Raw genomic sequence first — 26,064 nt, 5'->3', positions numbered from 1 at the left:
CCTCCGCCAGAACTGGCCTTGTAATCCATATCCAGTTTGAGATACTGGCTACATGTCCGGCTCCCTTAACCCCACTGCCTTGGTGCGCCTCCTGGGCGGATGGCACCGCGGCGCGGGCCCCGCCTACCGAGAGCTGGCCGACGTCGTACACCTCCTCATCCTGGACGGACGCGTCCCGCTGGACATGGCCCTGCCCAGCGAGCGCGCCCTGGCCGAAACCCTGGGTGTCAGCCGGACCACGGTAACGGCTGCCTATGCCAGCCTCCGCGAGCAGGGTTTCCTGACCAGCCGGCAGGGCAGCCGCGGCAGGACCTGCATTCCCCGCCAGCTGCCCGCGGGCGCAGGAGGCCCGGCAGCCGCCGAGCTCATCAGCCCTAACGCGCTGGCCGGCGCGCCGGGACTGGCAGCGCCGCCGGGCCTGCTCGACCTCGCCTACGCATCCCTGCCGGCCAGCGGCGAAGTGGTGCACCGGGCCTTTGCCGCCGCGCTGACGGAGCTCCCTGCACTGCTTCCGGGGTTCGGCTATGACGCCGTCGGCATCGCACCGCTGAGGGAGGCGATTGCCGCGCGGTACACGGCGGCCGGAGCCCCCACCACGGCGGACCAGATCCTTGTGACATCAGGCGCGCAGCACGCACTGAACATCGTGCTCCGCACCCTTGCCGGCCGGCAGGACAAAGTGCTCGTGGACCACCCCACGTACCCGCACGCGCTTGATGCCATCCGCGCCAGCGGTTGCCGGCCCGTGCCGGTCGCCCTCCCGCACGGGCGCGGCTGGGACGTGGCCGGCATGGAATCCGCCATGATGCAGCAGCGGCCCAAGATGGCTTACGTGGTGCCGGACTTCCACAACCCGACGGGCCGGCTGATGTCCGATCCCCAGCGCCGCCGGCTCGTACGGGCGGCGGCCGCCGCGGGAACAGTGCTGGTGGTGGACGAGACACTGCGGGAATTGAACCTCGACGCCGTGGACGCGGCCCCGCTGGCGGCCTTCAGTCCGGCGGTGGTCACCATCGGCTCCCTCAGCAAGTCGCATTGGGCCGGCCTGCGGACCGGCTGGATAAGGGCCGGCAGTTCACTGATTCAGCGCTTCGCAGCTGCCCGGACCACCATGGACCTGGGCGGACCGGTGGTGGAACAGTTGGCGGCGGCACACCTGGTCCGGTCGCTCGACGAGCCGCTTCCAGCCCGGCTGGCAGCCCTCCGCGAGAACCGGGCAGCACTGCTTGAGCTGCTCGGCGGGATCCTACCCGGCTGGGAGCCGGAGCGGCCCGACGGCGGGCTGAGCGTCTGGTGCCGGCTCCCCGCACCGATCAGCACCGCGCTGACGGTCCTCGGCCCCGACTTCGGCGTGAGGCTGGCAGCAGGCCCAAGGTTCGGCCTGGGCGGGGCTTTCGAGCACTACCTGCGCATCCCCTACACGCTTCCGCCCGGGCAATTGGAGACGGCGGTGCGTGCCCTGCGGTCAGCTCAGGACAAACTCGACGGCGCACCCCGGCTCCGCCGCAGCCTCCGGCACACACCTGCCGTCGCCATCGCCTGACCGCGGCCGCGCCCTGGACCAGGGTCGGCGCTGGACGAGGTTCGGCAGCCGCCAACCCGGAGCGCTGCGGACAGCCATTTATGACGCGCAAAATACCTGACGCGCCGGTATTCCGGTAGCGCCAGGCATTTTGCGTAGCGCCAGGTATGTTGCGCGTCGCTGAGCAGGGCGGCCGGACCCGGCCAGGCCCGCGGAATCCTAGGCGTAGACCTTCCCGAGGTAGTCGCCCCAGGCCTTAGCCGTGGCTTCGGAAACCCCGCCGCCGCTGAAGTCGTGGACGGTCATGCCCACCGGCGCACCGAAGGCGTTGCGGCCAAAGAAGCGGTACATGGTGTCCGCTGTCCGCAGGCCCAGGAAGTTCTCGTTGGAGAAGTCCACCTGCCCCGTCAGCCGCCCCACGCCGTCGAGCTCCACATCAAAGGTGTCGCCCTGCGATGCGGCGTCGACGCCGAGGGCCTTCTTCAGCCGCACGAAGCCGTCCGGCACCTGCGAGGCCGCGGGGCCCTGGATGTCTGTGAAGACCACCGGGCGGCCGTCGAAGTACTGCAGGTACTGGCCCAGGGTGTGGAGGTAGAACTCCGTGTGCTTGCTGGCGCCGTCGTACTGCTCGTCCCAGTTGTCCGCGAAGATGCCGCTGTGCACGTAATGCAGCCTGGCCCGGCCGCCGTCGAGCGGTTCCAGGACGTGCTCGAGCTGGTTGAACCAGCCGTCCGGACCGTCCATGCGGGACACCAGGTGCCGCGGATACTCCTCAACCGTCTTCACATCCGGCCACTGGTCCGTGGGGAACATCCAGCCCGGCGTGCCCTTGGTGACGGCTTCCCAGACCCGCTCCGGGGTGCCCGGCAGGTCGGTGTCGTAAACGATCTCGAATTTCCGGTTGTCAGTCATTGCCCTGCTCCTGTTCCTTTTCCCCGATCGGGGTGGTGGTTTTGTGTGGTTCCTTGAGTGCCGGTTCCTTGAGTGCCGGATGAAGCGCGACGACCAGCCGGTGCTTCCGCCCGCCCGCGCCGCCGTCGTCGTCGTCGTGGTATTTGTCCACCAGACGGGTAACCGCAATGCCGAGCTCTTCGGCAAAGGCGGCACGGTCCGCGGCGGTGCGGAAGGTGATCTCGCCGTCGATCGCGAATGTGGCGAGTTTCTGCCGCGCCGCGGCTGCCCCTGCGATGAGCTTGCCGACTTCCTGGACCATGCGCCCGGCGAGCGCCAGCAGCCAGAAAGCGGAGAACCGGTCCGCGAAACGGTGCGGATCCGGCGCCACGGAGGCAAGGGCCACGGGTGAAATGAGGTAGGACGCCGCGGTGGCCTGCAGCACGCGCTCGGTGACGTTGCCCTTGCGCCGTTCCTCCACAAGCTCCACCAGGCCATGACGCTCCAGGGCCTTGAGGTGGTAGTTCACCTTCTGCCGCGGCAGCCCCACCTTGGCAGCGAGCTGCGTGGCGGACCCGGGCTCCGCCAGCTCCCGGAGGATGCGGGTGCGGATGGGGTCCAGCGAGGCTTCCGCCGCGGCCGGGTCCTCGATCACTTCGATGTCCAACATGGTTTAAGTATCAGTACCGACAATTTTATTTGTCAAGAACTTTTTTACCGTCGGTAACTGATCCGGCGGAATCATGTCGGCTTCGCGGGAAAGGGCGCGGCACCCGCACAAAGTAGAATGGACCGGTGATGCAATCCCCCCTCCCCGTGCGCGACGGCGTGAACGCGACCCGCCTGCGCCTCCCGGACGAGGGGCCGTGGGACACCGCGATGGACTACATGATGCACCGCTGGGGCCACATCGACCCGCAGGGCATCGAGGACCGTTTCGACGCCGGCGAGATCGTGGGCGAGGGCGGCGTTCCGCTGGACAGGCGCACCAGGCTCAAGGACCACACGTTCATCTGGTACTACCGCACCCTCCCGCCGGAGACGCGGCTTCCCGTTGAACTCAGCATCCTGCACCAGGACGACCACATCCTCGTGGTGGACAAGCCCCACTTCCTGCCCACCACTCCGGGCGGCACTTATATCCAGGAGTCGGCCTTGGTGCGGCTTCGGAACCAGCTGGACCTCCCGGACTTGATCCCCATGCACCGCCTGGACCGGATGACGGCCGGCATCCTCCTGCTCTCCACCAACCCCGAGACCCGCGGCAAGTACCAGGTGCTCTTCGAGAAGCGCCAGGTCCAGAAGGAGTACGAGTGCGTGTCCGCCGCGGAACCGGCCGCCGGGTACCCCGCCGTCGACTTCCCCATGGTGGTCCGGAACCGCATGACCAAGTCCCGCAGCTACCTGCTGGCCGAGGTGGTGGACGGCGAACCCAATGCGGAAACCCGCATTGAACTGATGAAAACGTTCGACGCCGGCACTCACGCAAGTGAACCGGCGCGCCGGGGCCTGTACCGCCTTGAGCCGCACTCCGGAAAGACCCACCAGCTCAGGGTGCACATGGCGTCGCTGGGACTGGGGATCGTCAATGATGCCTTCTACCCCGAGCTGCTGGACAAGGCACCGGACGACTACACCAGGCCCCTGCAGCTCCTGGCCCGCGGAATCCGGTTTGTCGACCCCATCACCGGGCAGCCCGTGGAGTATCGCAGCCGGCTTCAGCTCAGCGAGGCCCCGGCCTAGGACCAGCCCGGGACCGGACCATGCCCGCCGTCCCGCGTCACGAAAATGCGGTACCTTGTGCCCATGGACCTCGCCAACGCTGACACCTGGGGCGCCGCGATCTATTTCTGGATCATCCCCATCGTCCTTGGCGACGCCATTTTCCCGCCCGTCCCCTCCGAAATGGTGGTGATCACGGGCGGGGCGCTCGCCGCGGAAGGTCGCGCCAACTTCCTGCTGGTGGGATTCCTTGCCGCGTTTGCGTCGTGGGTCGGCGATGTTGTGGTGTTCCAGCTGTTCAAGCGCCGCCTCAGCCATGTCCTGGACCGGTGGAGCTGGGGCCGCAAGTTTCACAGCGGCATCCACGCCGCCATCGCCAAAGCGGGCCGTTCCACTACGTACGGCGCCATCATCGGTGTGCGGTTCATTCCGGGCGGACGGCTGGCGACGTCGGCGGCCGCCGGGATCGCCGACGTCACCACCCGCGCATTCAGCTTCTGCGCCGCGCTGGGCGGAGTTCTCTGGGGTACCTGGCTCACGGGACTCGGCTATTTCACCGGATCCGCCACCAAGCTGCCGTTCTGGGCGAGCTCGCTGATCGGCGTCGCCGTCGGGCTGGTGATCGGCGCCGTGGTGGGCATGATTGTCACCCGCCGCCGCGGCAGCCGGTCCCCCGTGGACGAACCCGGCGATCCGGCTTAGACGGGAGCCCAGCGGCCGCGGCTACGGCGGAGCACCAAAAGTGCGCCCGTCACCGCAACGCGTTCGACGGCGTCGCGCATCATCGCTGCCGACTCCCGCGCCTGGTTGTTCTCACCGGTGTACTCCGTCGGTTCCACCAGGAAGCGGAGGTTCAGTTCAGGAACACCGGCGGCAATCTGCAGCTGGTTCGACTCCACGTGGTGCCTCGTGCCGAGCGCTTCGACTGCGGCGGCCATCACGGCCTCGGGCGGATTGCCGGGCTTCAGCCCGGTGATCTTGAGTCTGGTCTGGAACGAAGGCATGAAATCAACCCTAGCGTCAGGACGCTCTCTCACTTTTCGCCGCTTTTATTCAAACGCTCTCTCATTTTTGGCCGCCAAACACCAAACGCTCTCTCACAGGTGAGAGAGCGTTTGGAGATTTCCCGCCGGAGGTGAGAGAGCGTTGGTTATCCGGTGTTGCGGAGGCCCGCTGCTACGCCGTTGACCGTGATGAGCATGGCCCGCTGGAGGCGTTCATCAATCTCGGCCCCGGAAATGCTCTCGCCCTCGGAATCTTCGGCCCGCATACGACGCATCAGTTCCACCTGGAGGTAGCTGATGGGGTCGAGGTACTGGTCGCGGATCTCCAGGGAGCGCTTGAGGGTGGGCTGCGCGTCGAGGAGCACGTGCTCGCCGGTGAGCTTCTGGATCTCGGCGACGGTGAGGTCGTATTCCTCCCGGATGGCCCGGAACAAATGGTGCAGCTCTTCAGGTACCAGCGTCGAGACGTAGTAGCCGGCAATGTCCATATCCGTTTTGGCCAGCGTCATTTCCACATTGGACAGGACCGAGCGGAAGAAGTGCCAGCGGTCCATCATTTCCGTGAGCTGTTCCGTGTTGCCGGCTTCGCGGGCAGCCTTCAGTCCGGAGCCCACGCCGAACCAGCCCGGCACGATCTGACGCGACTGGGTCCAGCCGAAGACCCACGGGATGGCGCGCAGCCCGCCCAGGCCGGCGCCGGAGTCCGGACGCTTGGACGGACGGGAGCCGATGTTGAGGGAGCCGAGCTGTTCCACGGGAGTGGATGCCATGAAGTACGCCGGCAGGTCCGGATCGTCGATGAGCGAGCGGTACCGTGCGAACGCGGCATCGGAAATGGTCTCCATGACGTGGCCGTAGCGCTCGCGCTGGTCCTCGGACGTACGCGGGGTGCGGTGCAGGGCGGAACCCTGCATTACGGCAGCGAGGGAAAGCTCCAGGTTCTCGCGCGCCAGCTCCGGCAGGGAGTACTTGTCCGAGATGACTTCACCCTGCTCGGTGAACTTGATTTCGCCTTCGAGGACGCCGTTGGGCTGCGCCATGATCGCGTCGTACGTGGGTCCGCCGCCACGGCCCACGGAGCCGCCGCGGCCGTGGAAGAGCCTGACCCGGACGCCGTGCTTGGCCGCGACGTCGCGCAGCTTCCGCTGGGTCTTGTGGATTTCCCACTGGCTGGTCATCACGCCGGATTCCTTGTTGGAGTCCGAGTAGCCAAGCATGATTTCCTGTACGTCACCGCGCAGCCGGACGAGTTCCCGGTAGGACGGATCGGACAGCAGCTGGTCCACGATCTCGGCCGAGGCCCGCAGCTCCTCCACCGTTTCCAGCAACGGAGCAAATCCGATCTTGGCGTACGGCGCGTCACCAAAGAGGCTGACGAGCCCTGCTTCGCGGGCCAGTACGGCAGCGGCAAGGACGTCGTCGGCGCCGCGGGTCATGGAAATGATGTACGTCTCGATGACGTCCGGGCCGTACGTCTTGAGGGCGCGCCGGATTTCACGGAAGACGTCGTACGTGCCGTCAGCCACGCCGTCGAGCTTGATCGGGTGGCCGGACAGCGGACGGCGGGACCCGAGTTCCGCCCCCAGCACCTCCAGCCGCTCGGCGCGGCTGAGTTCGGAATACCGCACGCCGGGACCGCCCAGGCGGTCCATGAGCTGCCCGACGGCGTCGTGGTGGTGGTCGGCGTGCTCGCGGATGTCCAGGGTGGCCAGGTGCAGCCCGAAGGAGGCGATGGCGCGGCGGACCCGTGCAAGCGCACCGTCGGCGGCCAGGCCGGCGTGGTGGTTGCGGAGTGATTTCTCCAGCAGCCCGAGCTCGGCGAGGACGCCTGCGGTTGAGGTGTAGTCCCGGCCGGGCTCGTGGGAGGAGCCGGCCGCCACGCGCTTGGCCGTGTTGAGGAGCTTTGCCTTGATGCAGGTGAGCTTAAGCCGGTAGGGCTCCTGGGCGTTGAGTTCCAGGACCCGGCGGTCCAGGCCCGGAAGGTTTTTGAGGTCCGTGTCGATCGAGTCCAGCAGCTCCTGGTCCGCCCCGGCCAGCGCCGTGGAGTTGGACAGGATGGCGATGAGTTCGTCGATCATGGCAATGCTGATCCGGACGGCATGCTGGTTCTGGATCTGCAGGATCTCGCGGGTGACGCCGGCAGTGACGTTCGGGTTGCCGTCGCGGTCGCCGCCGATCCACGAGCCGAAGCGGATGGGGGCCTTCTGCGACGGCAGCGTGACGCCGTGCTCGCCCAACAGCTCGGAGAGGTCCGAAAGCATTTCAGGCATGGCATCGGTGAGGATGCTGTTCAGGTAATAGATGGCGTTGCGGGCCTCGTCCACGGGGGTGGGCCTGACCTGGCGGAGCTCGTCCGTCTGCCACATCTGGTCGATTACTTCGGCGAGCTGGCGGTCCTGGCGGCGGCGGGCCGAGGTGCCTTCCTCCGTGGAAACTGCCAGGACGTCGGAAAGCCGGCGGATCTTATCCAGGACGGAGCGACGGGAGGCTTCCGTGGGGTGGGCTGTGAAGATGGGGCGGACATCCAGCTCGTTGACCACTTCCTGGAGGACTGCCGGTCCAGCCTGGCCGGAGATTTCCTCCACGGCCTTGGCCAGCCAGCCGTCCTTTTCCTGCCGGGTCCGCAGGCCCCGGACCCGGTGGACCTGTTCGGCAGCGTTGGCCAGGTGGAAGTAGAACGCAAAAGCACGAACCAGGTCGGTGGCCTGGTCGATGGGCAGGGAGCCGAGCAGTTCGCGGACCTGGGCGACGACGTCGTGCGAGCTCCAGGGGCCGGTGGCGTCCGCGCCTCCGCGGGCGGCCTCCTTGGATTCCTTGGTCAGGAGGCGGACCTGCTCGACGAGGTCGAGGAGCTCGGGGCCGTGCTGGCGGACCAGCGATTCGCCCAGCAGGGTGGAGACGCGCCGGACATCCGCCCGGAGCTCGGACGCGAGATCAGCGCTGGAATCGGAGCCGGCAGGATCAGTTCCTGCCGCGAGATGAGCGCCTGGATTTACTGCAGTGTTAGCCATGGAAACTATCTTTCGAGGGTTCGGACTTGGCTCGTACACTGCGCTGGATACTGTGAGCCGGGTTACGTGTTCCTATGGGATGTTACCCGGCACTCTTGCGGCGTGGGAATTTGTCTCAGATAGTGTTCGTGCCCTTGACGTCCGCGGCGGCCCCCTGTTTTAGTAGGGGCCGCCGTCGGCCTTATCGGGAGGAACGGCGGCCTAGCGGGCGATCTTGAAGTTGAAGTTTGCCGTTCCCAGTGCGCCCCAGAGCCGCAGCCAGATCGGCAAGAGCATCTCCGAGCCGCGTGCCGTGGTGATATCGCCCAAGTCAATGACGTCCTGGTGTCCGAGGCTCTTGAGGAGCGTGGTCACCTCGGCTTTTGCCGCAGCGTCGTCGCCTGAGACGAACACGGAGTGGTCACCTCCCGCGGCACGCCCGGGGTCGACCATCAGGCTCGCGTTCATGGTGTTGAGGGTCTTGACAACCTTCGTTTCCGGGAACGTCCGCTGGATCTGCTCTCCCAGGCTGTCCGTGTTGACGGGGTTGAGCGTAGGGGGCATGCCGTGCGAGAAGTCGAGCGGATTGGCGATATCCACCAGGATCTTCCCGGCAAGATTTTCCGTTCCGGCCGCGGTGAGGGCGGAGAGGGAACTCGTCCCTTCGGTGGCATTGACCACCAACTCTGCGCCCGCTGCCGCATCTGCGAACGCAGCCAGGCGCACGCGGGGGTGCTCCGGAAGCCACTGGCTGAAGGGCGGTGCACCCATGGCGTCCGGCTCCGTGCGAGCCAACGTGGCCTTCGGATCGCGGGTCCCGATGGCTACTTCATGGCCGAGATCTGCCAACGCCCCGGCCATGGCCCTGCCGACCGTGCCGGTTCCCAGTACAGCAATTTTCATGGCGTCCTCATTCTGGTCTCATTAGTGCGTCTCAAAGGGTTGCGTAGCAGTAGTTGAGGCGCTCGGGTAGACAGGTCCGTCTACTGGTGAAAATGACGCTATCAGACAGATCTGTCTACGGCAAGGCTCACCCTGAGTTGATACATCGGCTGACAATAATGCCGAGAAGTAAGCCAGCGCAGGCGCAGACAGACTTGTCTGTGTACCATGGAGTCATGACGACGCCAGCACCCGCACAGCAGGCTGTCCGAACGCCGGCCGGACCCGCCAGGGAGAAGATCCTGGCCACCGCCTTCAGGCTCTTCTACGCCCACGGCCTGCGCGCTGCCGGCATCGACACCATCATCGCCGAATCCGAAATCTCCAAGGCCACGTTCTACAAGTACTTTCCCGCCAAGGACGAACTGATCCTCGCCTACCTGGACAAGGTGGATGCCATCTGGACGGGACAGCTCCACGCTGCAGCGGAGGCCGCGGGCCCGGACCCTGCTGCGCAGCTTGCAGGGCTGTTCGATGCCCTCGCTTCCGCGTGCCGCCGCGACGGCTACCGGGGCTGCGCCTTCATCAACGCCGCCGCCGAGTCAGCGTCCGGGACGAGGGTTCATGCGCGCACCGTTGCCCATAAGAAGGCCGTGCTGGCGTGGATGGAGGGGCTGGCTGCCGAGGCCGGCGCCGCACGGCCGGACCGTCTGGCACGAAGCCTCTCGCTAATTCTGGACGGTGGCCTGGCCAGCGGCGTCCTGGACGGGGACCCGGAAGCCGCCGTCACCGCCCGGGAGGCTGCCTCCCTGCTGATAGCCGCCAGCCTGGGCACCCGGAGTAACCAGACCCCGCCTCAGTAATCAGGACCAGGAACAACGAACGAGGAACCATGAACACTTCCACTGACGCACAACTGGAACGCTGGAACCGGTTCCGCTCCAACCGCAACAAGGCGCTGGCCAGCGAGCATGGCTGGCTGACCCTCACATCGTTCCAGTGGCTGGAAAGCCGGCCCGCCGCCGTCGACCTCGCCCCTGGGCTCTGGTCAACGGACGGGACGACGGCGTTCCTCACCGCATCGGCGGCCGATGGACTGACCCTGGTGGATTCCGGGCAGCCTGTCGACGGCACCATTTCCGCCGTGCTGGCGGACGAGGAGTCGCTGATGTGGGTGCAGTTCGGCGGCGACGACGGCAGGCAGGTGGTGGTGGAACTGGCCATGCGCGCGGAAAAGTACGCCATCCGAACCCGCGATTCCCGCTCGCCGGTGTTTACGGAGTTCGACGGCGTGCCCTCCTTTGAATACCGCCCCGACTTGGTGGTCGACGCCGAGTTCCGCCCGTATCCGGAGCCCGTGGATGTTCCCATCGGCACCGCGAACCCGCTGGTGGACGGCGTGCACCGCACCGTCGGCGAGCTGGTGTTCCGGCTTCCCGGCAAGGACCATGACTTCCACCTGCAGGCCGAAGAGGAGAAGCTCGGAGCCCTGACCGTCACGTTCCACGACGAAACCAACGGTGACTCGACGGATGAGTGGCGCAAGGTGTCCACGGCCAGGCCACGGCCGGACGGCTCGGTGGTCCTGGACTTCAACCGCGCCATCAACTACCCAAGCGCGTTCACCCCGTACGGGACCTGCCCCATGCCGGTGAAGAACAACAGCCTGGACTACCGGATCGAAGCCGGCGAGAAGGACCCGATGATCGCCGGCTGAGCGCGTTCGCGCTCCTCCTGGGCCCTAGACGATCGCGGACACCCCGGTGACGGCGCGGCCCACGATCAGCGTGTTGATCTCGAACGAGCCCTCATAGGTGTAGATGGCCTCGGCGTCGGCGAAGATCTTGGCCATCCGGAAATCCGATACGATCCCGTTTCCGCCCAGGATGGACCGCCCCATGGCCACGGTTTCGCGCATCCGTGCACTCGTGTACGACTTCGCCAGGGCCACCTGGGCCATATCTGCCGCCCCGTCCTGCTGCAGCTGGGCGATCCGGACCATCATGCCCATGCTGGCCACGGCATTGCCGAGCATGTTTACCAGCTGCTGCTGGATGAGCTGGAATTTGGCCAGCGGACGGCCAAACTGCTGGCGTTCGACAGCGTGCTGCCGGGCGACGTCGAACGCCGCCAACTGCTGGCCCACAGCCTGCCACGCCACCATGATCCGGGACCCGCGGAGCAGTTCGTTGGTGTCCTCGAAACTGCTGATGCCGGCGAAGCGGTCCGTCTCCGCCACCCGCACGTCCCGGAAGACAATGTCCGCGTTCTGCACTGTGCGCAGGGCGATCTTGTTTTCGATCCGGCTCCGGCTGACACCCGGGAGGGCCGCGTCCACGATGAATCCCCGGATGGCGCCGTCGGCCTCGTCCCGGGCCCACACAAGCATGTAGTCGCAGAACGTCCCGTTGCCGATCCAGCGTTTGGCTCCGTTGAGGATCCAGCAGTCGCCGCCGTCGTCCGCTCCCCCGGGAACCCGCCGCGCCCGTGTTTCCATTCCGCCGGCTACATCGGAGCCGTGCTCCGGCTCGGTCAGCGCGAAGGCGCCGGTGGTGCGGAGGCTGGCGGCGTCCTCGAGCAGGCGGGCTTTCTGCTCATCGGAGCCGAACCCGTACAGGGATTCCACGAAGAGGTCATGGTGCACGAGGAAGAAGGTGGCGATGGACGTGTCCACCCTGGTGATTTCGGCAATCACCAGGCCCGCGAACAGGTGGCTGTAGCCGCGCTGGGCGGGGGCGCTCAGCTCCAGGGCGGCCAGTTTGGGCAGGATATGTGCGGGAAATTCGGCGTTGTTCCACCACTCCGTGGCGAACGGCGCGATCTCGGCCGCCAGGAATTCGCGCAGCTCCTCCAGCTTCCGGCGCTCCCTGTCGCTGAGCAGAGACTCGAACCCGAAGAAGTCGGCTGTGGGCAGCGAATCCACAGAGCTCGCGGACGTCGCCGGTGGCCCCGGGATCGGCGCCGGGGTCACTTCGGCCCCATCCGGATGGCGCCGTCGAGGCGGATGGTTTCGCCATTGAGCATGGCGTTGTCCACGATGTGCGCGGCCAGGTTGGCGTATTCAGCGGGCCGGCCCAGCCGGGACGGATGCGGGACTTGCCGCCCCAGCGAATCCTGGGCTTCCTGCGGCAGCCCGGCCATCATGGGGGTCTCGAAAATGCCCGGCGCGATGGTGACCACGCGGATCAGGGAGCGGGCCAGCTCACGGGCGATCGGCAGGGTCATGGCCGCCACGGCCCCCTTGGAGGCGGCGTAGGCGGGCTGGCCGATCTGCCCGTCGAACGCGGCCACGGATGCGGTGTTGATGATGACGCCGCGCTCGGGGCCGCCAAGTTCGGTCACGGCGGGCTCGGTGGCGGCCATAGCGGCGGCCGCGAGGCGGATTACGTTGAAGGTGCCCACGAGGTTGATCTGGATGACGCGGCTGAAGGTGTCCAGCGGCAGCACGCCTTCGCGGCCAAGGACCTTTCCCGGCGTGGCGATGCCGGCACAGTTCACCACGATGCGCAGCGGCCCCAGGGCGACGGCGGCGTCGACGGCGGCCTGTACCTGGTCCTCACTGGTCACGTCGGCAGGGACAAACACGGCGGACGCGCCCGCCTCGCCGGTGGCAGCCCCGGCCCCGCCGGGGCCGGCCGCGCCGGCAGCGTTCAGCTCCGCCGCGTACGCTTCGCCGGGCGACGACGGCAGGTCCACCAGCACCACCGATGCCCCGGCGTCGAACAGGCGCCGTGCCGTTGCGGCGCCCAGCCCGGAGGCCCCGCCTGTAATGAGCGCGACAGTACCTTTGATGTCCATGCATCCTCCTTGATGTGGAACCGAACCCGGCGTAACGCTAGTTAATGAATGTTAACTGGAATGGGCGCAAACCGCACGTTCGGCGGCAGCCCTCGAGGCGCGGTCGCCGGACTCCCCGCTAGGCTGGCTCCATGACCTCTCCAGATGCCGCCGCACCCGCGGACTGGTCTGCCAGGGCCGACGAGGCCGCCCGTTCCGTGACCAGGATGTTCGGGCAGCGGCTGTTCTTCCTGCCCGGAACGCATATCGCGGCGATCGAACGTCCGTCCAGCCGGCTGAAGAACCTGAGTCGGCCCTGGCACTACTGGTGGCAGGCGCACTATGTGGACTGCCTCGTGGACGCCGGCCGCCGTGAGCTGGCGCGGGGGGCAAGGTTCGACGGCGGGAGCCGGCCCAGCGCCGGAAGGCTGGCTTCGCAGCTGGTCACCGGCATCCGGCTGCGCAACTTCCTCACCTTCGTCAACAACTACTACGACGACATGGCCTGGCTCGCACTGTCCACCCTCCGGCTGGAGAAACTCGCCGAAGAGACGCGAAGGCCGGGCAGCCGGCGCCACGCCCGGATCCGGCAAAGCCTCACGCTGCAGTTCGATTCCGCCTCCACGGACGACCTGGGCGGCGGCACCTTCTGGAGCAAGAAAAGGGACTTCAAGAACACGCCCGCCACGGCTCCGGTGGCGCTCTACTATGCCCGCACCGGGAATCCGGCCAAGGCCCAGGCCCTGGCGGACTGGCTGCACGCCAAGCTGTTCGACCCCGCCCAAGGCATGTACCAGGACGGACTGCGGATCGGCGCCGGCGGCGAAGTGGTACTGGAAGCCGCCATCTACACCTACAACCAGGGCCCGGTCCTGGGAGCGCTGCTGGAGCTCGGCGGCCAGGGGAACCTTGACCGGGCCGCCTCCCTGGTGGACGCCGTGTCCCGCAACCTGACCCGCCCCGCTACCCTCAAGTCCGGCAGGACAGCCGCCGTGCTCCGCTGCGACGGAACGGGCGACGGCGGCCTGTTCACCGGGATCCTGGCACGCTACCTTGCGCTCGCGGCAGTGGACGGACGGCTGCCCGACCGGACCCGCGCCATTGCGGCCGCCCTGGTTGCGGAGACCGCGCAGGCACTGTGGGAAGGCCGCCGCGCCGTGGATCCGGAGGAACCGCTGGCGCGCCATGACGCGCACCTGGTGTTCCCGGTGTTCCCCGAGACACCGGCGGGCGGCTCATATCCGGCGGGTGCCGCCGTCGAACTTTCCACCCAGCTGCAGGCCTGGATGGTGCTGGAAGCCGCCGCAGCAGTCCAGGCCGCCGGCCAGGCAACCCGGCCCGGCGCGCCAAACTGACTCCCGGGCGCCCCCTCCTTGCTGACGGCGGCTAATTAAGTCACGTAAAAGTACCGTAATTGATGTGATCCTGATCACTTAAGGCCGCCTCGGCTTGGTTCCTTAGGTTTGGCTAACCTACAGTTTTTTGCAGTGAGCATGCCCTAACTTCCCCTCACGCGGACTCCGGTCCACCGAGAGTTTTCCCAGAAAGAAGCCCCCAATGAAGATCCGCACCAACGCGCTGGCAGGAATCGCACTCGCCGCCACCGCAGCCCTCGGCCTCGCCGCCTGCGGCTCCGGAAGCTCCACCCCCGCTGCAAGCTCCGCCGCGGCCGACGGCAAGGTGTCCGGCGAAATCACCGTCTACAACGCCCAGCACGAAAGCCTGACCAAGGAATGGGTTGACGCTTTCACTGCGGAAACCGGCGTCAAGGTCACCCTTCGCCAGGGCTCGGACACCGAGATGTCCAACCAGATCATCCAGGAAGGCGCAGCCTCCCCGGCCGACGTTTTCCTGACCGAAAACTCCCCCGCAATGGCGCAGGTTGAGAACGCCGGACTGTTCGCGGACGTGGACAAAGCCACCATCGACCAGGTGCCCGCCGAGTTCCGTCCCTCCACCGGCAAGTGGACCGGCATCGCCGCGCGCTCCACGGTCCTGGTTTACGACAAGACCAAGCTGAGCGAAGACCAGCTGCCCAAGTCCATGCTGGACCTGGCCAAGCCGGAGTGGAAGGGCAAGTGGGCCGCTTCACCGTCCGGCGCTGACTTCCAGGCGATCGTTTCGGCCCTCCTTGAGCTCAAGGGCGAAGCTGCAGCCGAGGAATGGCTCAAGGGCATGAAGGAAAACTTCAAGGCCTACAAGGGCAACAGCACGGCCATGAAGGCCGTCAACGCCGGCGAAGTCGACGCCGCGCTGATCTACCACTACTACTACTACGGCGACCAGGCCAAGACCGGCGAGAACTCCAAGAACGTCACGCCGTACTACTTCAAGAACCAGGACCCGGGCGCATTCGTCTCCGTCTCCGGCGGCGGCGTGCTGAACTCCTCCAAGAACGCGGCTGCAGCCCAGGCCTTCCTGAAGTTCGTCACCGGCAAGAAGGGCCAGGAAGTCCTCCAGAAGGGCACCTCCTTCGAGTACGCCATCGCCTCCGACGTGCCGGCCAACGACAAGCTGGTTCCGCTGACGGAACTCCAGGCACCCACCGTTGACCCGGCCAAGCTCAACTCCGAAAAGGTCACCGAGCTGATGACCAAGGCAGGACTCCTGTAAATCAGTGCCAAATGGTAAATCAGTGCCAACTGACCTAGCGGCTCCGGACACTTCCGGAAGCACGACGACGGCGGGCAGGGGCAAGCGCCCCCGCCCGCCTTTCGGCGTTTCCGCGATATCCGTCATTGCCGTCCTCATTGCCCTGTTCTCCTTGGTCCCGCTGGGGTACGTCATCGTGATGACGGCCGCCACGGGGTGGGACACCGCCGTCGGACTGATCTTCCGCGAGCGCGTCGGGGAGCTTCTCCTCAACACGGTTCTGCTGATGGCCGTCACCGTGCCGCTCTGCGTGGTTCTGGGCGTGGGCGGGGCCTGGCTGGTGGAACGGACCACACTGCGGGGTCACAAATGGTGGGCCGTCCTGCTGGCCGCGCCGCTGGCCATCCCGGCCTTCGTCAACAGCTACGCCTGGGTTTCGGCCGTGCCGTCCCTGGGCGGGCTCTGGTCCGGTGTCCTGATCGCCACGCTGTCCTACTTCCCGCTGGTCTACATCCCCGCCGCAGCCACCCTCAGCCGGCTTGACCCGGCGATCGAACAGTCCGCGGCGTCGCTGGGCCTGGGCGCGTGGCGCACGTTCTTCCGGGTGGTCCTCCCGCAGCTCCGCATCGCCATGACCGGCGGGGCGCTCCTGGTCTCGCTGCACCTGCTTGCCGAATACGGCGCGTTCGCGATGATCCGCTTCGACACGTTCACCACCGCGATCATGGTGCAGTACCAGTCCACCTTCAACGGCACCGCCGGGAACATGCTGGCCAGCGTGCTGGTGTTCTTCTGCCTCATCCTGCTCCTGGTGGAGGTGCGGAGCCGCGGCACCGCACGTTACGCCCGGGTGGGCGCCGGCGCGCAGGCCAGGGCGCTCCGGCTGCCGCTCCACGCCTACCAGGGGCCGGCACAGCTCTTCCTGGCCAGCCTCACGGCCCTGGCCTTTGGCCTTCCGCTGACATTTGTTCTGCGGTGGATCGTCGCAGGCGGAGCCGATATCTGGGTGGCCGACGAATTCCTTCCCGCCCTGATGCAGACCATGGGCTACGGCCTGGCCGGTGCGCTGGCCACCACCGTGGTGGCGTTCCCCATGGCGTACCTCGCCGTGCGGTACCCCAGCTGGTTCAGCAAGGCGCTGGAGCTGTCCAACTACGTCACCAGCTCCATGCCGGGCATCGTGGTGGGCCTGGCCTTCGTGACCGTGAGTATCAGGGTTGCCCCCGGCTTCTACCAGACCACCGTGCTGCTTATCGCGGCCTATGTGCTGCTGTTCCTGCCCCGCGCGCTGGTGAACATCCGGGCAGGGCTGGCCCAGGCGCCCAAGGAACTCGACGAGGCCGCGCAGGCGCTGGGCAAGCCGCCGCTGGTGTCCTTCATCCGCGTCACGCTGCGGCTCACGGCGCCCGCCGCGGCAGGCGGGGCCGCCCTCGTATTCCTTGCCATCGTCAACGAGCTCACGGCCACCCTGCTGCTCTCCCCCAACGGCACCCGCACCCTTGCCACAGAATTCTGGAGCAAGAGCAGCGAGATCGACTACGCCGGCGCGGCACCGTACGCGCTGCTGATGATCCTGATCTCCGCCCCCATGACCTACCTCCTCTTCCAGCAGTCCAAGAAAGTGGCCGGACAGTGACCGATTCCTACACTTCCCCTGATGCCCCCTCCAGGCTTCCGGAGCCGCGGATCGCGCCGTCCGTGGCGACCAGCACCAACAGCCACCTGGAGATTGAGTCCGTCACCAAGAACTTCGGTTCGCAGGCGGTCCTCAAGGGCGTCAACCTATCCGTGGCCAAGGGCGGGACCACCGCGATCGTTGGGCCCTCCGGCTCCGGCAAAACCACCCTGCTGCGCCTGATCGCGGGCTTCGAGCATCCCGATACCGGCAGCATTTCGCTCAACGGCGCCAAGGTGGCCGGTGAGGGCTTCTGGGTGCCGGCGCACAAACGCCACGTCGGCTACGTCGCCCAGGACGGCGCCCTGTTCCCGCACCTCACGGTGGGCCAGAACGTCTCCTTCGGCCTCAGCGCCAGCCGCCTCTCCGGCGGCCGGCGCGAGGTCGCGGCCCGCGTCGCTGAACTTCTGGAGATGGTGTCCCTCGATCCGTCCATGGCTAAACGCCGGCCACATCAGCTCTCCGGCGGGCAGCAGCAGCGCGTGGCACTGGCCCGGGCCCTGGCCCGCGAGCCGGAGCTGATGCTGCTGGACGAGCCCTTCTCAGCGCTGGACGCAGGCCTGCGCGTGGCCACCCGCCGCGCGGTGGCCAAGGTGCTCAACGAAGCCGGCGTGACCACGATCCTGGTCACGCACGACCAGGCCGAGGCGCTCTCCTTCGCCGACCAGGTGGCCGTGATGCGCGGCGGCAGGCTGGCCCAGATCGGCAACCCCTTCGTGGTCTACACCCGCCCGGCGGACAGGGCCACGGCGGAGTTCCTGGGCGACGCCGTCATCCTGGACGCCTGGATGGAGGGATCGCTGGCCACGTGTTCGCTGGGCGGCATTCCCGTGCGCAGGCCCCCGGCCCAGGGCCGCGTGCAGCTCATGCTGCGGCCCGAGCAGATCCGCATCGCCGAAGACGGCCCCATCCGCGGCGTGGTGGTGGACACGGACTACTTCGGCCCGGAAACTACCGTTCGACTGAAGCTGGCCGTGCCCCCGGAACTGGCAGCCGGCGCCATCCCGGACCACCGTTTCCCGGGCGGCGGCGAAGTGATCACCATCCGGCACTGGAACGCCTCCATCGCGCGGCCAGGCATGGAGCTCTGCCTGCGCGTAGTGGGCGAGGCCGTGGCCTTCCCCGTTGACGAGGACGCCACCACCTGACCCTCGCGGGGTTTCAGGCTACCCCGCGGGACTCCAGTCGGCGGGGCGTTTCTTCTGCGGATAGGGCGCCTCACCGCGGGCGAGCATGTCCACGAAACCGGCAATCTTCCGTTCCCGGGTGGCGGCCTGCTTAACGGAGTTTGTGCGGTAGATCAGGGCGTAGCGGTTCACCGACGTCAGGACATCGAACATGGCCTGTGCCGGCGGTTCGTCGGCGATGGCGGCCGCCAGGTCCGCCGGCACTTCCGCGGACGCCTGCCCCGAATACGCAGCTTCCCAGCGTCCGTCCGCTTTGGCGGCCTCGACGGCGGCCCGGCCGGCCGCGGTCATCCTGCCCGCCGCTTCAAGCTTTTCGATGCGGTCCACGTTCCGTGCCGACCACACGCTCTTCGGTCCGCGACGCGTCATCCGCTGGAAGGAGCTGTCGTCGTCGCGCCTTTTTCCCTGGCCGTCGATCCACCCGAAGCACAGGGCCTCCTGCAGTGCCGCCTCATAGTCCAGCTCGGTGGTGTTGCCGCCCTTCTTGTGCAACACCAGCCAAACGCCCGGGCTCGTGTCGTGGTGCTGCTCCAGCCAGGTGCGCCATTCGGCGGCGTCCTTCACCAGCAGTTCCTCGAGTTCGATGGCCATGGCACCATTCTGCCCTCAGCCTTTCCTAAATCAAGGCGTGGCATCATGGCATTGTCACCGTCATTCCTACTCCGGGAGATCCAATGCTGCGTGTCCGACCCGTCCATTTCACCTCCCGCCCGGACCAGTGGGAGCAGCTTCTCACGGCGCTGGGAATGGTGAAGACGGTCAATGACGGCCCGTGGAAGGAGTACGACGCCGGTTCGGGCCGCCTGGCGCTGCACGCCGCCGAGTCCGGTTCCGCCGAAGACGGCACGACGGCGTTCGGCGTCGAAGTGGGCGACCTCGCCGAATTCGCCCGGCGCACCAACGAGGCCGGTGTGGAGTCCGGGACGTCGCCGGCCGAGCTGGTCGACGCCGACCACGGGGCCGCCTGCCGCATCACCGGCGAGGACGGCTTCAGCTTCTTGGCGGACAAAGCCGCCCACGGCGCCCAGTGCGCGGACGCCGATCCGGGACTCGCCGTCGTCGAGGTCTGGTTCACGCCGGACGCCGCTGCCGCCGCACAGACCCTGCGGAACATGGGCGCGCGGCTCCGGCCGGTGCCGGATGACGACGAAACCGCGGATTTCACCGCCAAGAACGGCGGCGTCCTGATGGTGCGCCCCGTGGACGGCGCCGCCCGGCCCGGGCTGGGTTTTGAGTACGCGGGCGAGCTGTCGGTCCTGCGGGACCGTCTGGCCGCAGCGGGCATCAACGTGACCATGACGGAAGAGGCATTCGGACGGACCCTGCATGTGGCCAGCCCCGATGCGGCGGGCGGGGACGTCCCGGCCCTTTGGGTTTCTTCCCGGCACTGACGGGCGGTCCGGCGCGGGGTTCGGGCAGGGATGGGGTAGAACTTAAGCATGAACGTGCGCACTCCTGACCCGAATCCCGGCTGGCTGTCCGATGAGGACCTCTTCGAAGCCAGGGGCCGGCTTCCCATGGTTTACGTGGAAGCCGTACCCGTCCGCCTTGATCCGCTGGGGTTCGTGAACGAAGTGGGCACGCTGCTGCAGGCCGACGAGGACGGCACCATGGTCCGCTCCCTCGTGTCCGGCCGCGTCCTCTACCGCGAAACCATCCGCGCGGCCCTGCTGCGTCACATGGAGAAGGACCTCGGCCCGCTGGCGTTCCCGCAGCTGCCCATCAGCCCGGTGCCGTTCACGGTGGCCGAGTACTTCCCGGCACCGTCCCACACGGGGTTCACGGACGACCGCCAGCATGCCGTCTCGCTCGCTTACATCATTCCGGTCACCGGTGAATGCGAGCCCCGGCAGGACGCACTCGAGCTCACCTGGATGACCCCCGAAGAGGTCCTGAGCCCGGACGTGCAGCTGGAATTCAGCGGCGGCCGCGGGGTACTGGTCCGGCAGGCACTCGCGTTCGCGGGCGTCGGCAGCTAAGCTCCGCGGCTAGAGCGGGGACGCTCGAAGGAACCCGGGCGTCCCCGGATTCGGGCGGGCTCCTTTGTAGACTGTAGGGCGGACCGCAAGAGAACTTAAGGACTCCCGATGACCCACCGCCCAGCCGCCCAGCACTACAACGAGCTCCAGGCTGGCTCTCTGCAGACCGGCCACCTGCTGCTCCTGCCCGACGGCGAACGGTCCGCCGAAGTCCAGAGCGTACTCGTTGAGGACGACGACTTCGGCACCCCGGCCGTAGTCCTCGCAACGCTCACGGGAGGCGGGATCCTGCGCATCGCGGCCGGCTCCACAGTCCTGGTGGCGGGCGCCGGCACGGGCATGGAAGCTACCGCCCCCGGCGACGCCGCAGCCAACGCCGGCGGCGAAGAGACGGCAGTTTCCGAAGAGCCCGACGCCGACACCCCTCTTCAGCTGGTTGAGTCCCCCGCCGCCCGGGCAGAGGCTGCCGCCCCGGCGGCTCCCGCCGTCGTCGTACCTCCCCTTCCCGCCACCACACCGGCTGCAGCCGCCGCGGCGGCCGGCCCGAGCGAGGAAGAGCTGGCGCTGATCCCGGAGCCCGCGGGAACGCCCGAGTCGGTGGTGGAGGCGGTTGCCTCCGCCCACCCCGATGCGATGGGCGTGATGCTGCTAAGCGACCGCCTGGCCAAGGGCATCAACACCAAGTCCGGAAGCTGCCTCAAGGACCTCAACGACCTCGCCCACGAACTTTTCGTCGCACTCAAGGATGCCGACGGCGCCCTTGCCGTCGCAGACCTACTCAACGTGCTGCCCTTTGACGGCAACCCGGGCCGCTGGACGTCCGTGGAGGCGGCACTGGCCCTCTCCAGCTACATCTGCCGGCAGACCGGGCAGGAGGAACGCGCTGAGGTGTATGAGAAGCTCCTCCGCGCCCCGGACGCGATGGAAACCGACCCGTTCAAGGCCCGGATGAATGCAAAGGTCCGCCAGCGCTCCCTGAACGAACCGAATCTGTATGACAAGGAAATCTTCCGGGCCATCGACAACTCGAACCCGGACGCCGAACGCGAATGGCGGCTGCTGCGCCTGGAGGCCCTGATGTTCCTGCGGGCGCACGGGGGCTCCGAAACCATCGGGCTGAAGGAACTGGAACGCCGGATTGGCAACGAGCTGGAGTCCGTGCGGGCCTGAGGCCCGTTGGCCCTGGCCGTTGGCCAGTTCCCGTTCCCATTCCCGTTCCCGTTCCCGTTCCCGTTCCCGTTAGGCCCTACCCGGGCGGCGCCGGGAGTTGTAGATTCGCCCCATGACGAACAATCTGAGCGTTGTGATCAACTCCGATGCGCAGCAGGTTTGGACAATGCTGCGTGAACCGGCCAAAGTTGCCCAGTGGCACGGCTGGGAGGCCGACGACCTGGCCGCCGAGATCAACGAGATCTACTTCAAGGACACCGTGGTGGAAGCCCCGGACCACACCAGCCTGACCGTGGACGGCGGGGACGAGTTCACCCTGAAACCCGTCCCCGCCGGCACCGAAGTGAGCGTGACCCGGGCCGCCCTGGACCACAATTCCGAGTGGGCCGCCTGGGACGAGGACATCACCCAAAGTTGGCTGACGTTCCTCCAGCAGCTCCGTTTCGCACTGGAACACCACCCGCACGGCAAACGCCGCACGGCATTCTTCTCGGTTCCGGGCGGGGACGGTTCGGCCATCGACAAGCTGGGACTGGGGGACGTCCCCAGGCCGGGTGAGCCGTACTCGCTGACCCTTGCGACCGGGGAGGAGGTCTCCGGCAAGGTCTGGTACCGGACCAACCACCAGGTGGGGCTCACCGTGCACAGTTACGCCGAGCACGGCGACGGCCTGCTGGTCGTGGCCGACCAGCCGCCCATTGCCGAAATAAGGCCCGACGGCGGGTCCATGGTGATCGTGTCCACCTACGACCTCGGCGCCCACCGGCTGGAGGAAATCCGCAACAGCTGGGACAGCTGGCGGGCTGAGAACTATCCCACATCGGACCCCGTGCACTGACCGCCGGCTAAGTTTCCCGGTGCCAAGCTGGCACACTTGAACCGTGCCAGCCAATACTGAACCATCACTCCCGCCTCTCGAGCCGGGTGCCGCAGCCCTGCAGTCCGAGTTTTCCTTCACCGTGGGCAAACGGCTGAGCGAGACGTGCTCACCGACACCGGAGCAGGTGGCGGCCAACGGCGGAGAGTTCCTGGGCCGAACCGGCACCATCAGCACCCCGCACGGCGAGATCCAGACGCCGGCGTTCATCGCCGTCGGCACCAAGGCCACGGTGAAATCAGTGTTGCCGGAGTCCGTCGCCGAACTCGGCGCGCAGGCCGTGCTGGCCAACGCCTACCACCTGTACCTGCAGCCCGGCGCGGACATCCTGGATGAAGCCGGCGGCCTGGGAGCCTTCATGAACTGGCACGGGCCCACGTTCACGGACTCCGGCGGCTTCCAGGTGATGAGCCTGGGCTCGGGGTTCAAGAAGGTCATCGACATGAAGTCTGTTGACTCCTCTGGTCCCGACGATGCCGTCGCGCCGGGTAAGGAACGCCTGGCGCACGTGGATGAGGAAGGCGTGTGGTTCAAGAGCCACCTCAACGGCGACCGGCACCGCTTCAGCCCCGAGATCTCCATGAACGTCCAGCACCAGATCGGCGCGGACATCATGTTCGCCTTCGATGAGCTCACCACGCTGCAGAATTCCCGCGGCTACCAGGAGGAGTCGCTGGAACGCACCCGGCGCTGGGCCGAACGCTGCATCACCGAGCACTTCCGGCTGACCTCCGAGCGGGTAGGGAAGCCGTACCAGGCGCTGTTCGGTGTGATCCAGGGCGCCCAGTACGAGGACCTGCGCCGCAAGGCCTGCCGCGACCTCGGCGCGATGAACTTCGACGGCTTCGGCATCGGCGGGGCTCTGGAGAAGGAAAACCTGGGCACGATCGTGCGCTGGTGCAACGAGGAGCTGCCGGAAAACAAGCCCCGGCACCTGCTCGGCATTTCCGAGCCGGACGACATCTTCACCGCGATCGAGAACGGCGCGGACACCTTCGACTGTGTCTCCCCCACACGCGTGGCCCGGAACTCGGCGTTCTACCACCCGGAGGGACGGTTCAACCTCTCCGGCGCCAAGTACAAGCGCGACTTCGGCCCGCTGCAGGAAGGCTGCGACTGCTACGCCTGCCTGAACTACTCCCGGGCCTACATCCACCACCTGTTCAAGGCCAAGGAAATGGTCTCCGCCACGCTGATCTCGATCCACAACGAACGCTTCGTGGTGAAGATGGTGGACGACGCCCGGCTCGCCATCGAGGCCGGCAACTTCTTCGACTTCAAGGCCGAGACCCTGGGGCGCTACTACTCCTAGGCGGGACGCAGGACGCAGGGGGCGGGGCGCCCCAAAGGCGCCCTGCCGCCGTCGCCCTCCGATATCCTGACCGAATGCTCATCGAGATCCCAGCCGCAGACGGAACTGCAGAGGCCCTTGTCGCCCGCCCCTCCAACGGCACGGGCCCCTGGCCGGGTGTCATCCTTTACATGGACGCCTTCGGCCTGCGTCCCCGCATCCAGGAGATGGCTCAGCGCATCGCCGACTGGGGCTACGTGGTCCTGGCGCCGAACACCTTCTACCGCGAAGGGACGGCCGCAGATATCGAACCGCACACGGACATGACCACCCCGGAAGGCCGGGCTGCTGCCGGCAAGGCAGCGTTCCCGCGGGTCGGACGCCTCACCACCGACAAGGCGCAGCCGGACATTGACGCGTGGGTTGCTGCGCTGCGCACCCTCGACGGCGTCGAACCGGGCCCGATCGGCACGTTCGGCTACTGCATGGGCGCCCGGCTCGCGGTGCGCACAGCCACTGCCCATCCTGAGGTGGTCGCAGCATGCGCGGGCTTCCACGGCGGCGGACTTGCCACCGATGCCCCCGACAGTCCCCACCTGGGACTCGGCAACGCCACGGCCCGGTTCGTGTTCGGCCACGCCGACCATGATCAGAGCATGGATGCCGACGCCGTCGCGCGCCTGGGCGGGGCGCTCGACGCCGCGGGCCTCGAGGCTACGAACGAGATCTACCCCGGGGCATCCCACGGCTATTCGATGGCCGACACCTCTGCATTCCACGCCGAGGCCACGGAACGGCACTTCCGCGAACTGGAGGCCCTCCTCGGCTCAACGCTCAAGGGCTGAGCCGCTGGCGCTAGCGGGGCTGGCGGCTTCGGGGCTGGCGGCTTCGGGGCCTACGCGCCGTAGCTCGGTTCGCGCTTCTTGATCCAGCCGATGGCTGACGCGGTCACGGGCACAAAGAGGAACTCCACCAGGGTCTTGTAGAGGAAGCCCACCAGCACGTAGTTCACGAAGCTTCCGGCGTCGGTGATGCCGATGACGGACGCCGCAATGCTGCAGAAGATGAGCGTGTCCACGAACTCGCCGGCCACTGAGGAGCCCATGATCCGCGCCCACAGGGATTTCTCGCCCGTGCGGGCCTTCATCTTCACCAGGATCCAGGAGTTGATGGTCTGGCCGGCCAGGAACGCCAGCAGCGAAGCCAGGACGATCTGCGGAACCGGCCCCAGCGCGCCCTCAAGTGCGGCCTGCTTGGAGGCACCGAACTCGTCGTCGAAGCCGGGCAGCGCAATGATCACCCAGTAACAGGCGGAGGCGAACACCGACAGGGCAAACGTGGTGACGATTGCCTTGCGCGCCACCTTGAACCCGTAGACCTCGCTGATGACGTCGCCCAGGATGTAGGCCAGCGGAAAGAGGAAGAAGCCGCCGTCGGTGATGATCGGGCCGATCGCCACGCCCTTTGATGCCCCGATGTTGGACAGGAGCAGCACCACCGCCATGACGGCCAGCAGGATGCCGAAATAGGGGGAACCGATCGAGGCGAATTTCGGCGCCGCGGAGGCGGGGAAAGTCTTGGCGGAAGTCATGGGTGATCCGTTCGGAGTGGTTCGCGCGGCTGCCCGGGAAAGTTGCGGAGGAGATCCGCCGCGGCGGCCGGCTGTATTAGCACTGGGAGGGGTTCCCGCAGCGCCCTGCCGCCGGAACCGTGTTCCATTGTCGCACCACCGGGTGGGCGAGGTGCGACTTTTGCGCATTCGGCAGCGCATTTGAACACGTTCAGTTTTCGTGTCACACTTCTTGAACACGTTCAAAAAATGAAAGACGGTTAACCCATGGCAAGCAAGAGCGAGCAGACCCGGCAGTTGGTGGCGGACGTGGCCCTGCGCATGTTCCGCGAGGACGGCTTCGAGAAGACCACCATGCGCGCCATCGCCACCGAGGCCGGAGTGTCCGTGGGGAACGCCTATTACTACTTCGCATCCAAGGACGAACTGGTCCAGGAGCTCTACGTCCAGGTCCAGGCCGAGCACGCGGCGAAGGCTGCCGAAGCCGTCGAGGGAATCAAGGACCTCAGCGGCAGGCTCAAGGCGACGCTGCACGCCGGACTCGACGTGATGGAGCCGTACCACCGCTTCGGCGCCGAATTCATTGCCACGGCCATCCGGCCGACGTCGCCCGTTAACCCGTTCTCCGGCGAGTCCACGGCCGCCCGTGACGCCTCGCTGGCCATCTTCCGGGACATCGTGGAGGGTGCAAGCCCGGCGGTTCCGAGGAAATTCCGCGCGGACCTTCCGGAACTGCTGTGGCTCGGCTACATGGGTGTGGCGCTCTTCTGGGTCTACGACACGTCGGCGGACCGGCGCCGCACCCGGAAGCTGGTCGACGGCGTGGCGCCGCTGATTGCACGCGGGCTTTCCCTCGCGAGGATCCCCGGCGTCAGCAAGGTCCTGGACGATGTCCTCAGCCTGAGCCGCAGCGTCCGGGACTAGCCGGGCACCAA

General features: G+C 67.1%; 25 protein-coding genes. 16 read left to right on the top strand and 9 right to left on the bottom strand.

What is annotated here, in order from left to right; genetic code table 11:
• Nucleotides 1-52 precede the first annotated feature (52 nt).
• Entirely contained in the window at nt 53-1,543 is a 1,491-nt protein-coding gene (locus ACSQ12_RS03350) for a PLP-dependent aminotransferase family protein (RefSeq protein WP_436064326.1), read from the top strand.
• 198 nt (nt 1,544-1,741) lie between these two features.
• Here the strand turns inward: ACSQ12_RS03350 and ACSQ12_RS03345 are convergent, their stop codons facing one another.
• Complete coding sequence (locus tag ACSQ12_RS03345) at nt 1,742-2,434, bottom strand: SRPBCC family protein (protein WP_436064325.1); 693 nt, start codon at nt 2,432-2,434, stop codon at nt 1,742-1,744.
• Nucleotides 2,427-3,083, bottom strand: coding sequence for a helix-turn-helix domain-containing protein (locus ACSQ12_RS03340; protein WP_436064324.1), 657 nt, complete (start codon nt 3,081-3,083; stop codon nt 2,427-2,429). Before ACSQ12_RS03340 ends, ACSQ12_RS03345 begins: the two co-directional genes overlap by 8 nt.
• A 128-nt stretch (nt 3,084-3,211) precedes the next feature.
• On the opposite strand from ACSQ12_RS03340, the gene ACSQ12_RS03335 reads away from it, so the two are divergent.
• On the top strand, nt 3,212-4,156 hold the full coding sequence (locus ACSQ12_RS03335; protein ID WP_436066924.1) for an RluA family pseudouridine synthase: 945 nt from the start codon (nt 3,212-3,214) through the stop codon (nt 4,154-4,156).
• A gap of 63 nt (nt 4,157-4,219) precedes the next feature.
• Complete coding sequence (locus ACSQ12_RS03330) at nt 4,220-4,837, top strand: DedA family protein (RefSeq protein ID WP_436064323.1); 618 nt, start codon at nt 4,220-4,222, stop codon at nt 4,835-4,837.
• Here the strand turns inward: ACSQ12_RS03330 and ACSQ12_RS03325 are convergent.
• The 3 genes from ACSQ12_RS03325 to ACSQ12_RS03315 form a co-directional block, all read right to left on the bottom strand.
• Nucleotides 4,834-5,139 (bottom strand): hypothetical protein, encoded by a 306-nt coding sequence (locus ACSQ12_RS03325; protein ID WP_011690482.1) that lies wholly within the window; start codon nt 5,137-5,139, stop codon nt 4,834-4,836. The genes ACSQ12_RS03330 and ACSQ12_RS03325 overlap by 4 nt on opposite strands.
• 146 nt (nt 5,140-5,285) lie before the next feature.
• The gene (gene ppc, locus ACSQ12_RS03320; protein WP_436064322.1) at nt 5,286-8,150 is read right to left on the bottom strand and encodes a phosphoenolpyruvate carboxylase; all 2,865 of its coding nucleotides are present in this window, start codon (nt 8,148-8,150) and stop codon (nt 5,286-5,288) included.
• Nucleotides 8,151-8,351: 201 nt separating this feature from the next.
• Nucleotides 8,352-9,032: an NADPH-dependent F420 reductase gene (locus tag ACSQ12_RS03315; RefSeq protein WP_436064321.1), complete on the bottom strand. Its 681-nt coding sequence runs from the start codon at nt 9,030-9,032 to the stop codon at nt 8,352-8,354.
• Between the two features lie 215 nt (nt 9,033-9,247).
• Here ACSQ12_RS03315 and ACSQ12_RS03310 point away from each other — a divergent pair, with 215 nt between their 5' ends.
• A complete protein-coding gene (locus ACSQ12_RS03310) occupies nt 9,248-9,874 on the top strand; it encodes a TetR/AcrR family transcriptional regulator (RefSeq protein ID WP_436064320.1) in 627 nt (208 codons plus the stop codon).
• A 29-nt stretch (nt 9,875-9,903) separates the two neighbouring features.
• On the top strand, nt 9,904-10,728 hold the full coding sequence (locus ACSQ12_RS03305) for a DUF1684 domain-containing protein (protein ID WP_436064319.1): 825 nt from the start codon (nt 9,904-9,906) through the stop codon (nt 10,726-10,728).
• A gap of 24 nt (nt 10,729-10,752) precedes the next feature.
• Here ACSQ12_RS03305 and ACSQ12_RS03300 read toward each other — a convergent pair whose 3' ends face one another.
• Nucleotides 10,753-11,982: an acyl-CoA dehydrogenase family protein gene (locus ACSQ12_RS03300; protein ID WP_436064318.1), complete on the bottom strand. Its 1,230-nt coding sequence runs from the start codon at nt 11,980-11,982 to the stop codon at nt 10,753-10,755.
• Nucleotides 11,979-12,809, bottom strand: a complete 831-nt coding sequence (locus ACSQ12_RS03295; RefSeq protein ID WP_436064317.1) for an SDR family NAD(P)-dependent oxidoreductase — start codon at nt 12,807-12,809, stop codon at nt 11,979-11,981. Before ACSQ12_RS03295 ends, ACSQ12_RS03300 begins: the two co-directional genes overlap by 4 nt.
• A 131-nt stretch (nt 12,810-12,940) precedes the next feature.
• Between ACSQ12_RS03295 and ACSQ12_RS03290 the strand changes: the two genes are divergently transcribed.
• From ACSQ12_RS03290 to ACSQ12_RS03275, 4 genes are all read left to right on the top strand, one after another.
• On the top strand, nt 12,941-14,143 hold the full coding sequence (locus tag ACSQ12_RS03290; protein ID WP_436064316.1) for a glycoside hydrolase family 76 protein: 1,203 nt from the start codon (nt 12,941-12,943) through the stop codon (nt 14,141-14,143).
• Between the two features lie 202 nt (nt 14,144-14,345).
• Nucleotides 14,346-15,401 carry an iron ABC transporter substrate-binding protein gene (locus tag ACSQ12_RS03285; protein ID WP_436064315.1) on the top strand — a complete coding sequence of 352 codons (1,056 nt, stop codon included), beginning with the start codon at nt 14,346-14,348 and terminating at the stop codon, nt 15,399-15,401.
• Nucleotides 15,402-15,423: 22 nt separating this feature from the next.
• Nucleotides 15,424-17,016 carry an ABC transporter permease gene (locus ACSQ12_RS03280; protein ID WP_436064314.1) on the top strand — a complete coding sequence of 531 codons (1,593 nt, stop codon included), beginning with the start codon at nt 15,424-15,426 and terminating at the stop codon, nt 17,014-17,016.
• Nucleotides 17,013-18,203, top strand: a complete 1,191-nt coding sequence (locus ACSQ12_RS03275; RefSeq protein WP_436064313.1) for an ABC transporter ATP-binding protein — start codon at nt 17,013-17,015, stop codon at nt 18,201-18,203. The genes ACSQ12_RS03280 and ACSQ12_RS03275 overlap by 4 nt, the downstream gene beginning before the upstream one ends.
• A gap of 18 nt (nt 18,204-18,221) precedes the next feature.
• Here ACSQ12_RS03275 and ACSQ12_RS03270 read toward each other — a convergent pair whose 3' ends face one another.
• Nucleotides 18,222-18,833, bottom strand: a complete 612-nt coding sequence (locus ACSQ12_RS03270; RefSeq protein ID WP_436064312.1) for a YdeI/OmpD-associated family protein — start codon at nt 18,831-18,833, stop codon at nt 18,222-18,224.
• An 83-nt stretch (nt 18,834-18,916) separates the two neighbouring features.
• Here ACSQ12_RS03270 and ACSQ12_RS03265 point away from each other — a divergent pair, with 83 nt between their 5' ends.
• The 6 genes from ACSQ12_RS03265 to ACSQ12_RS03240 all read left to right on the top strand — a co-directional run bounded on the left by ACSQ12_RS03265 (nt 18,917) and on the right by ACSQ12_RS03240 (nt 24,404).
• Entirely contained in the window at nt 18,917-19,633 is a 717-nt protein-coding gene (locus ACSQ12_RS03265; RefSeq protein ID WP_436064311.1) for a VOC family protein, read from the top strand.
• A gap of 48 nt (nt 19,634-19,681) precedes the next feature.
• Nucleotides 19,682-20,221: an NUDIX hydrolase family protein gene (locus tag ACSQ12_RS03260; RefSeq protein WP_364126480.1), complete on the top strand. Its 540-nt coding sequence runs from the start codon at nt 19,682-19,684 to the stop codon at nt 20,219-20,221.
• 108 nt (nt 20,222-20,329) lie between these two features.
• Nucleotides 20,330-21,391, top strand: coding sequence for a DUF6707 family protein (locus ACSQ12_RS03255; protein WP_436064310.1), 1,062 nt, complete (start codon nt 20,330-20,332; stop codon nt 21,389-21,391).
• 112 nt (nt 21,392-21,503) lie between these two features.
• On the top strand, nt 21,504-22,229 hold the full coding sequence (locus ACSQ12_RS03250) for an SRPBCC domain-containing protein (protein WP_436064309.1): 726 nt from the start codon (nt 21,504-21,506) through the stop codon (nt 22,227-22,229).
• A 43-nt stretch (nt 22,230-22,272) separates the two neighbouring features.
• On the top strand, nt 22,273-23,580 hold the full coding sequence (gene tgt / locus ACSQ12_RS03245) for a tRNA guanosine(34) transglycosylase Tgt (protein ID WP_436064308.1): 1,308 nt from the start codon (nt 22,273-22,275) through the stop codon (nt 23,578-23,580).
• A 74-nt stretch (nt 23,581-23,654) separates the two neighbouring features.
• Entirely contained in the window at nt 23,655-24,404 is a 750-nt protein-coding gene (locus tag ACSQ12_RS03240; protein WP_436064307.1) for a dienelactone hydrolase family protein, read from the top strand.
• 50 nt (nt 24,405-24,454) lie between these two features.
• Here the strand turns inward: ACSQ12_RS03240 and ACSQ12_RS03235 are convergent, their stop codons facing one another.
• Nucleotides 24,455-25,150: a queuosine precursor transporter gene (locus ACSQ12_RS03235; RefSeq protein WP_436064306.1), complete on the bottom strand. Its 696-nt coding sequence runs from the start codon at nt 25,148-25,150 to the stop codon at nt 24,455-24,457.
• A 246-nt stretch (nt 25,151-25,396) separates the two neighbouring features.
• Here ACSQ12_RS03235 and ACSQ12_RS03230 point away from each other — a divergent pair, with 246 nt between their 5' ends.
• Nucleotides 25,397-26,053: a TetR/AcrR family transcriptional regulator gene (locus ACSQ12_RS03230; protein WP_436064305.1), complete on the top strand. Its 657-nt coding sequence runs from the start codon at nt 25,397-25,399 to the stop codon at nt 26,051-26,053.
• Nucleotides 26,054-26,064 lie beyond the last annotated feature (11 nt).

The sequence above is a fragment of the Arthrobacter sp. LjRoot14 genome (genome assembly GCF_964253905.1).
Lineage (GTDB): Bacteria > Actinomycetota > Actinomycetes > Actinomycetales > Micrococcaceae > Arthrobacter.
The sequence above is the reverse complement of the archived record's forward strand: the minus strand, read 5'-3'. Positions and strand labels throughout refer to the sequence as shown.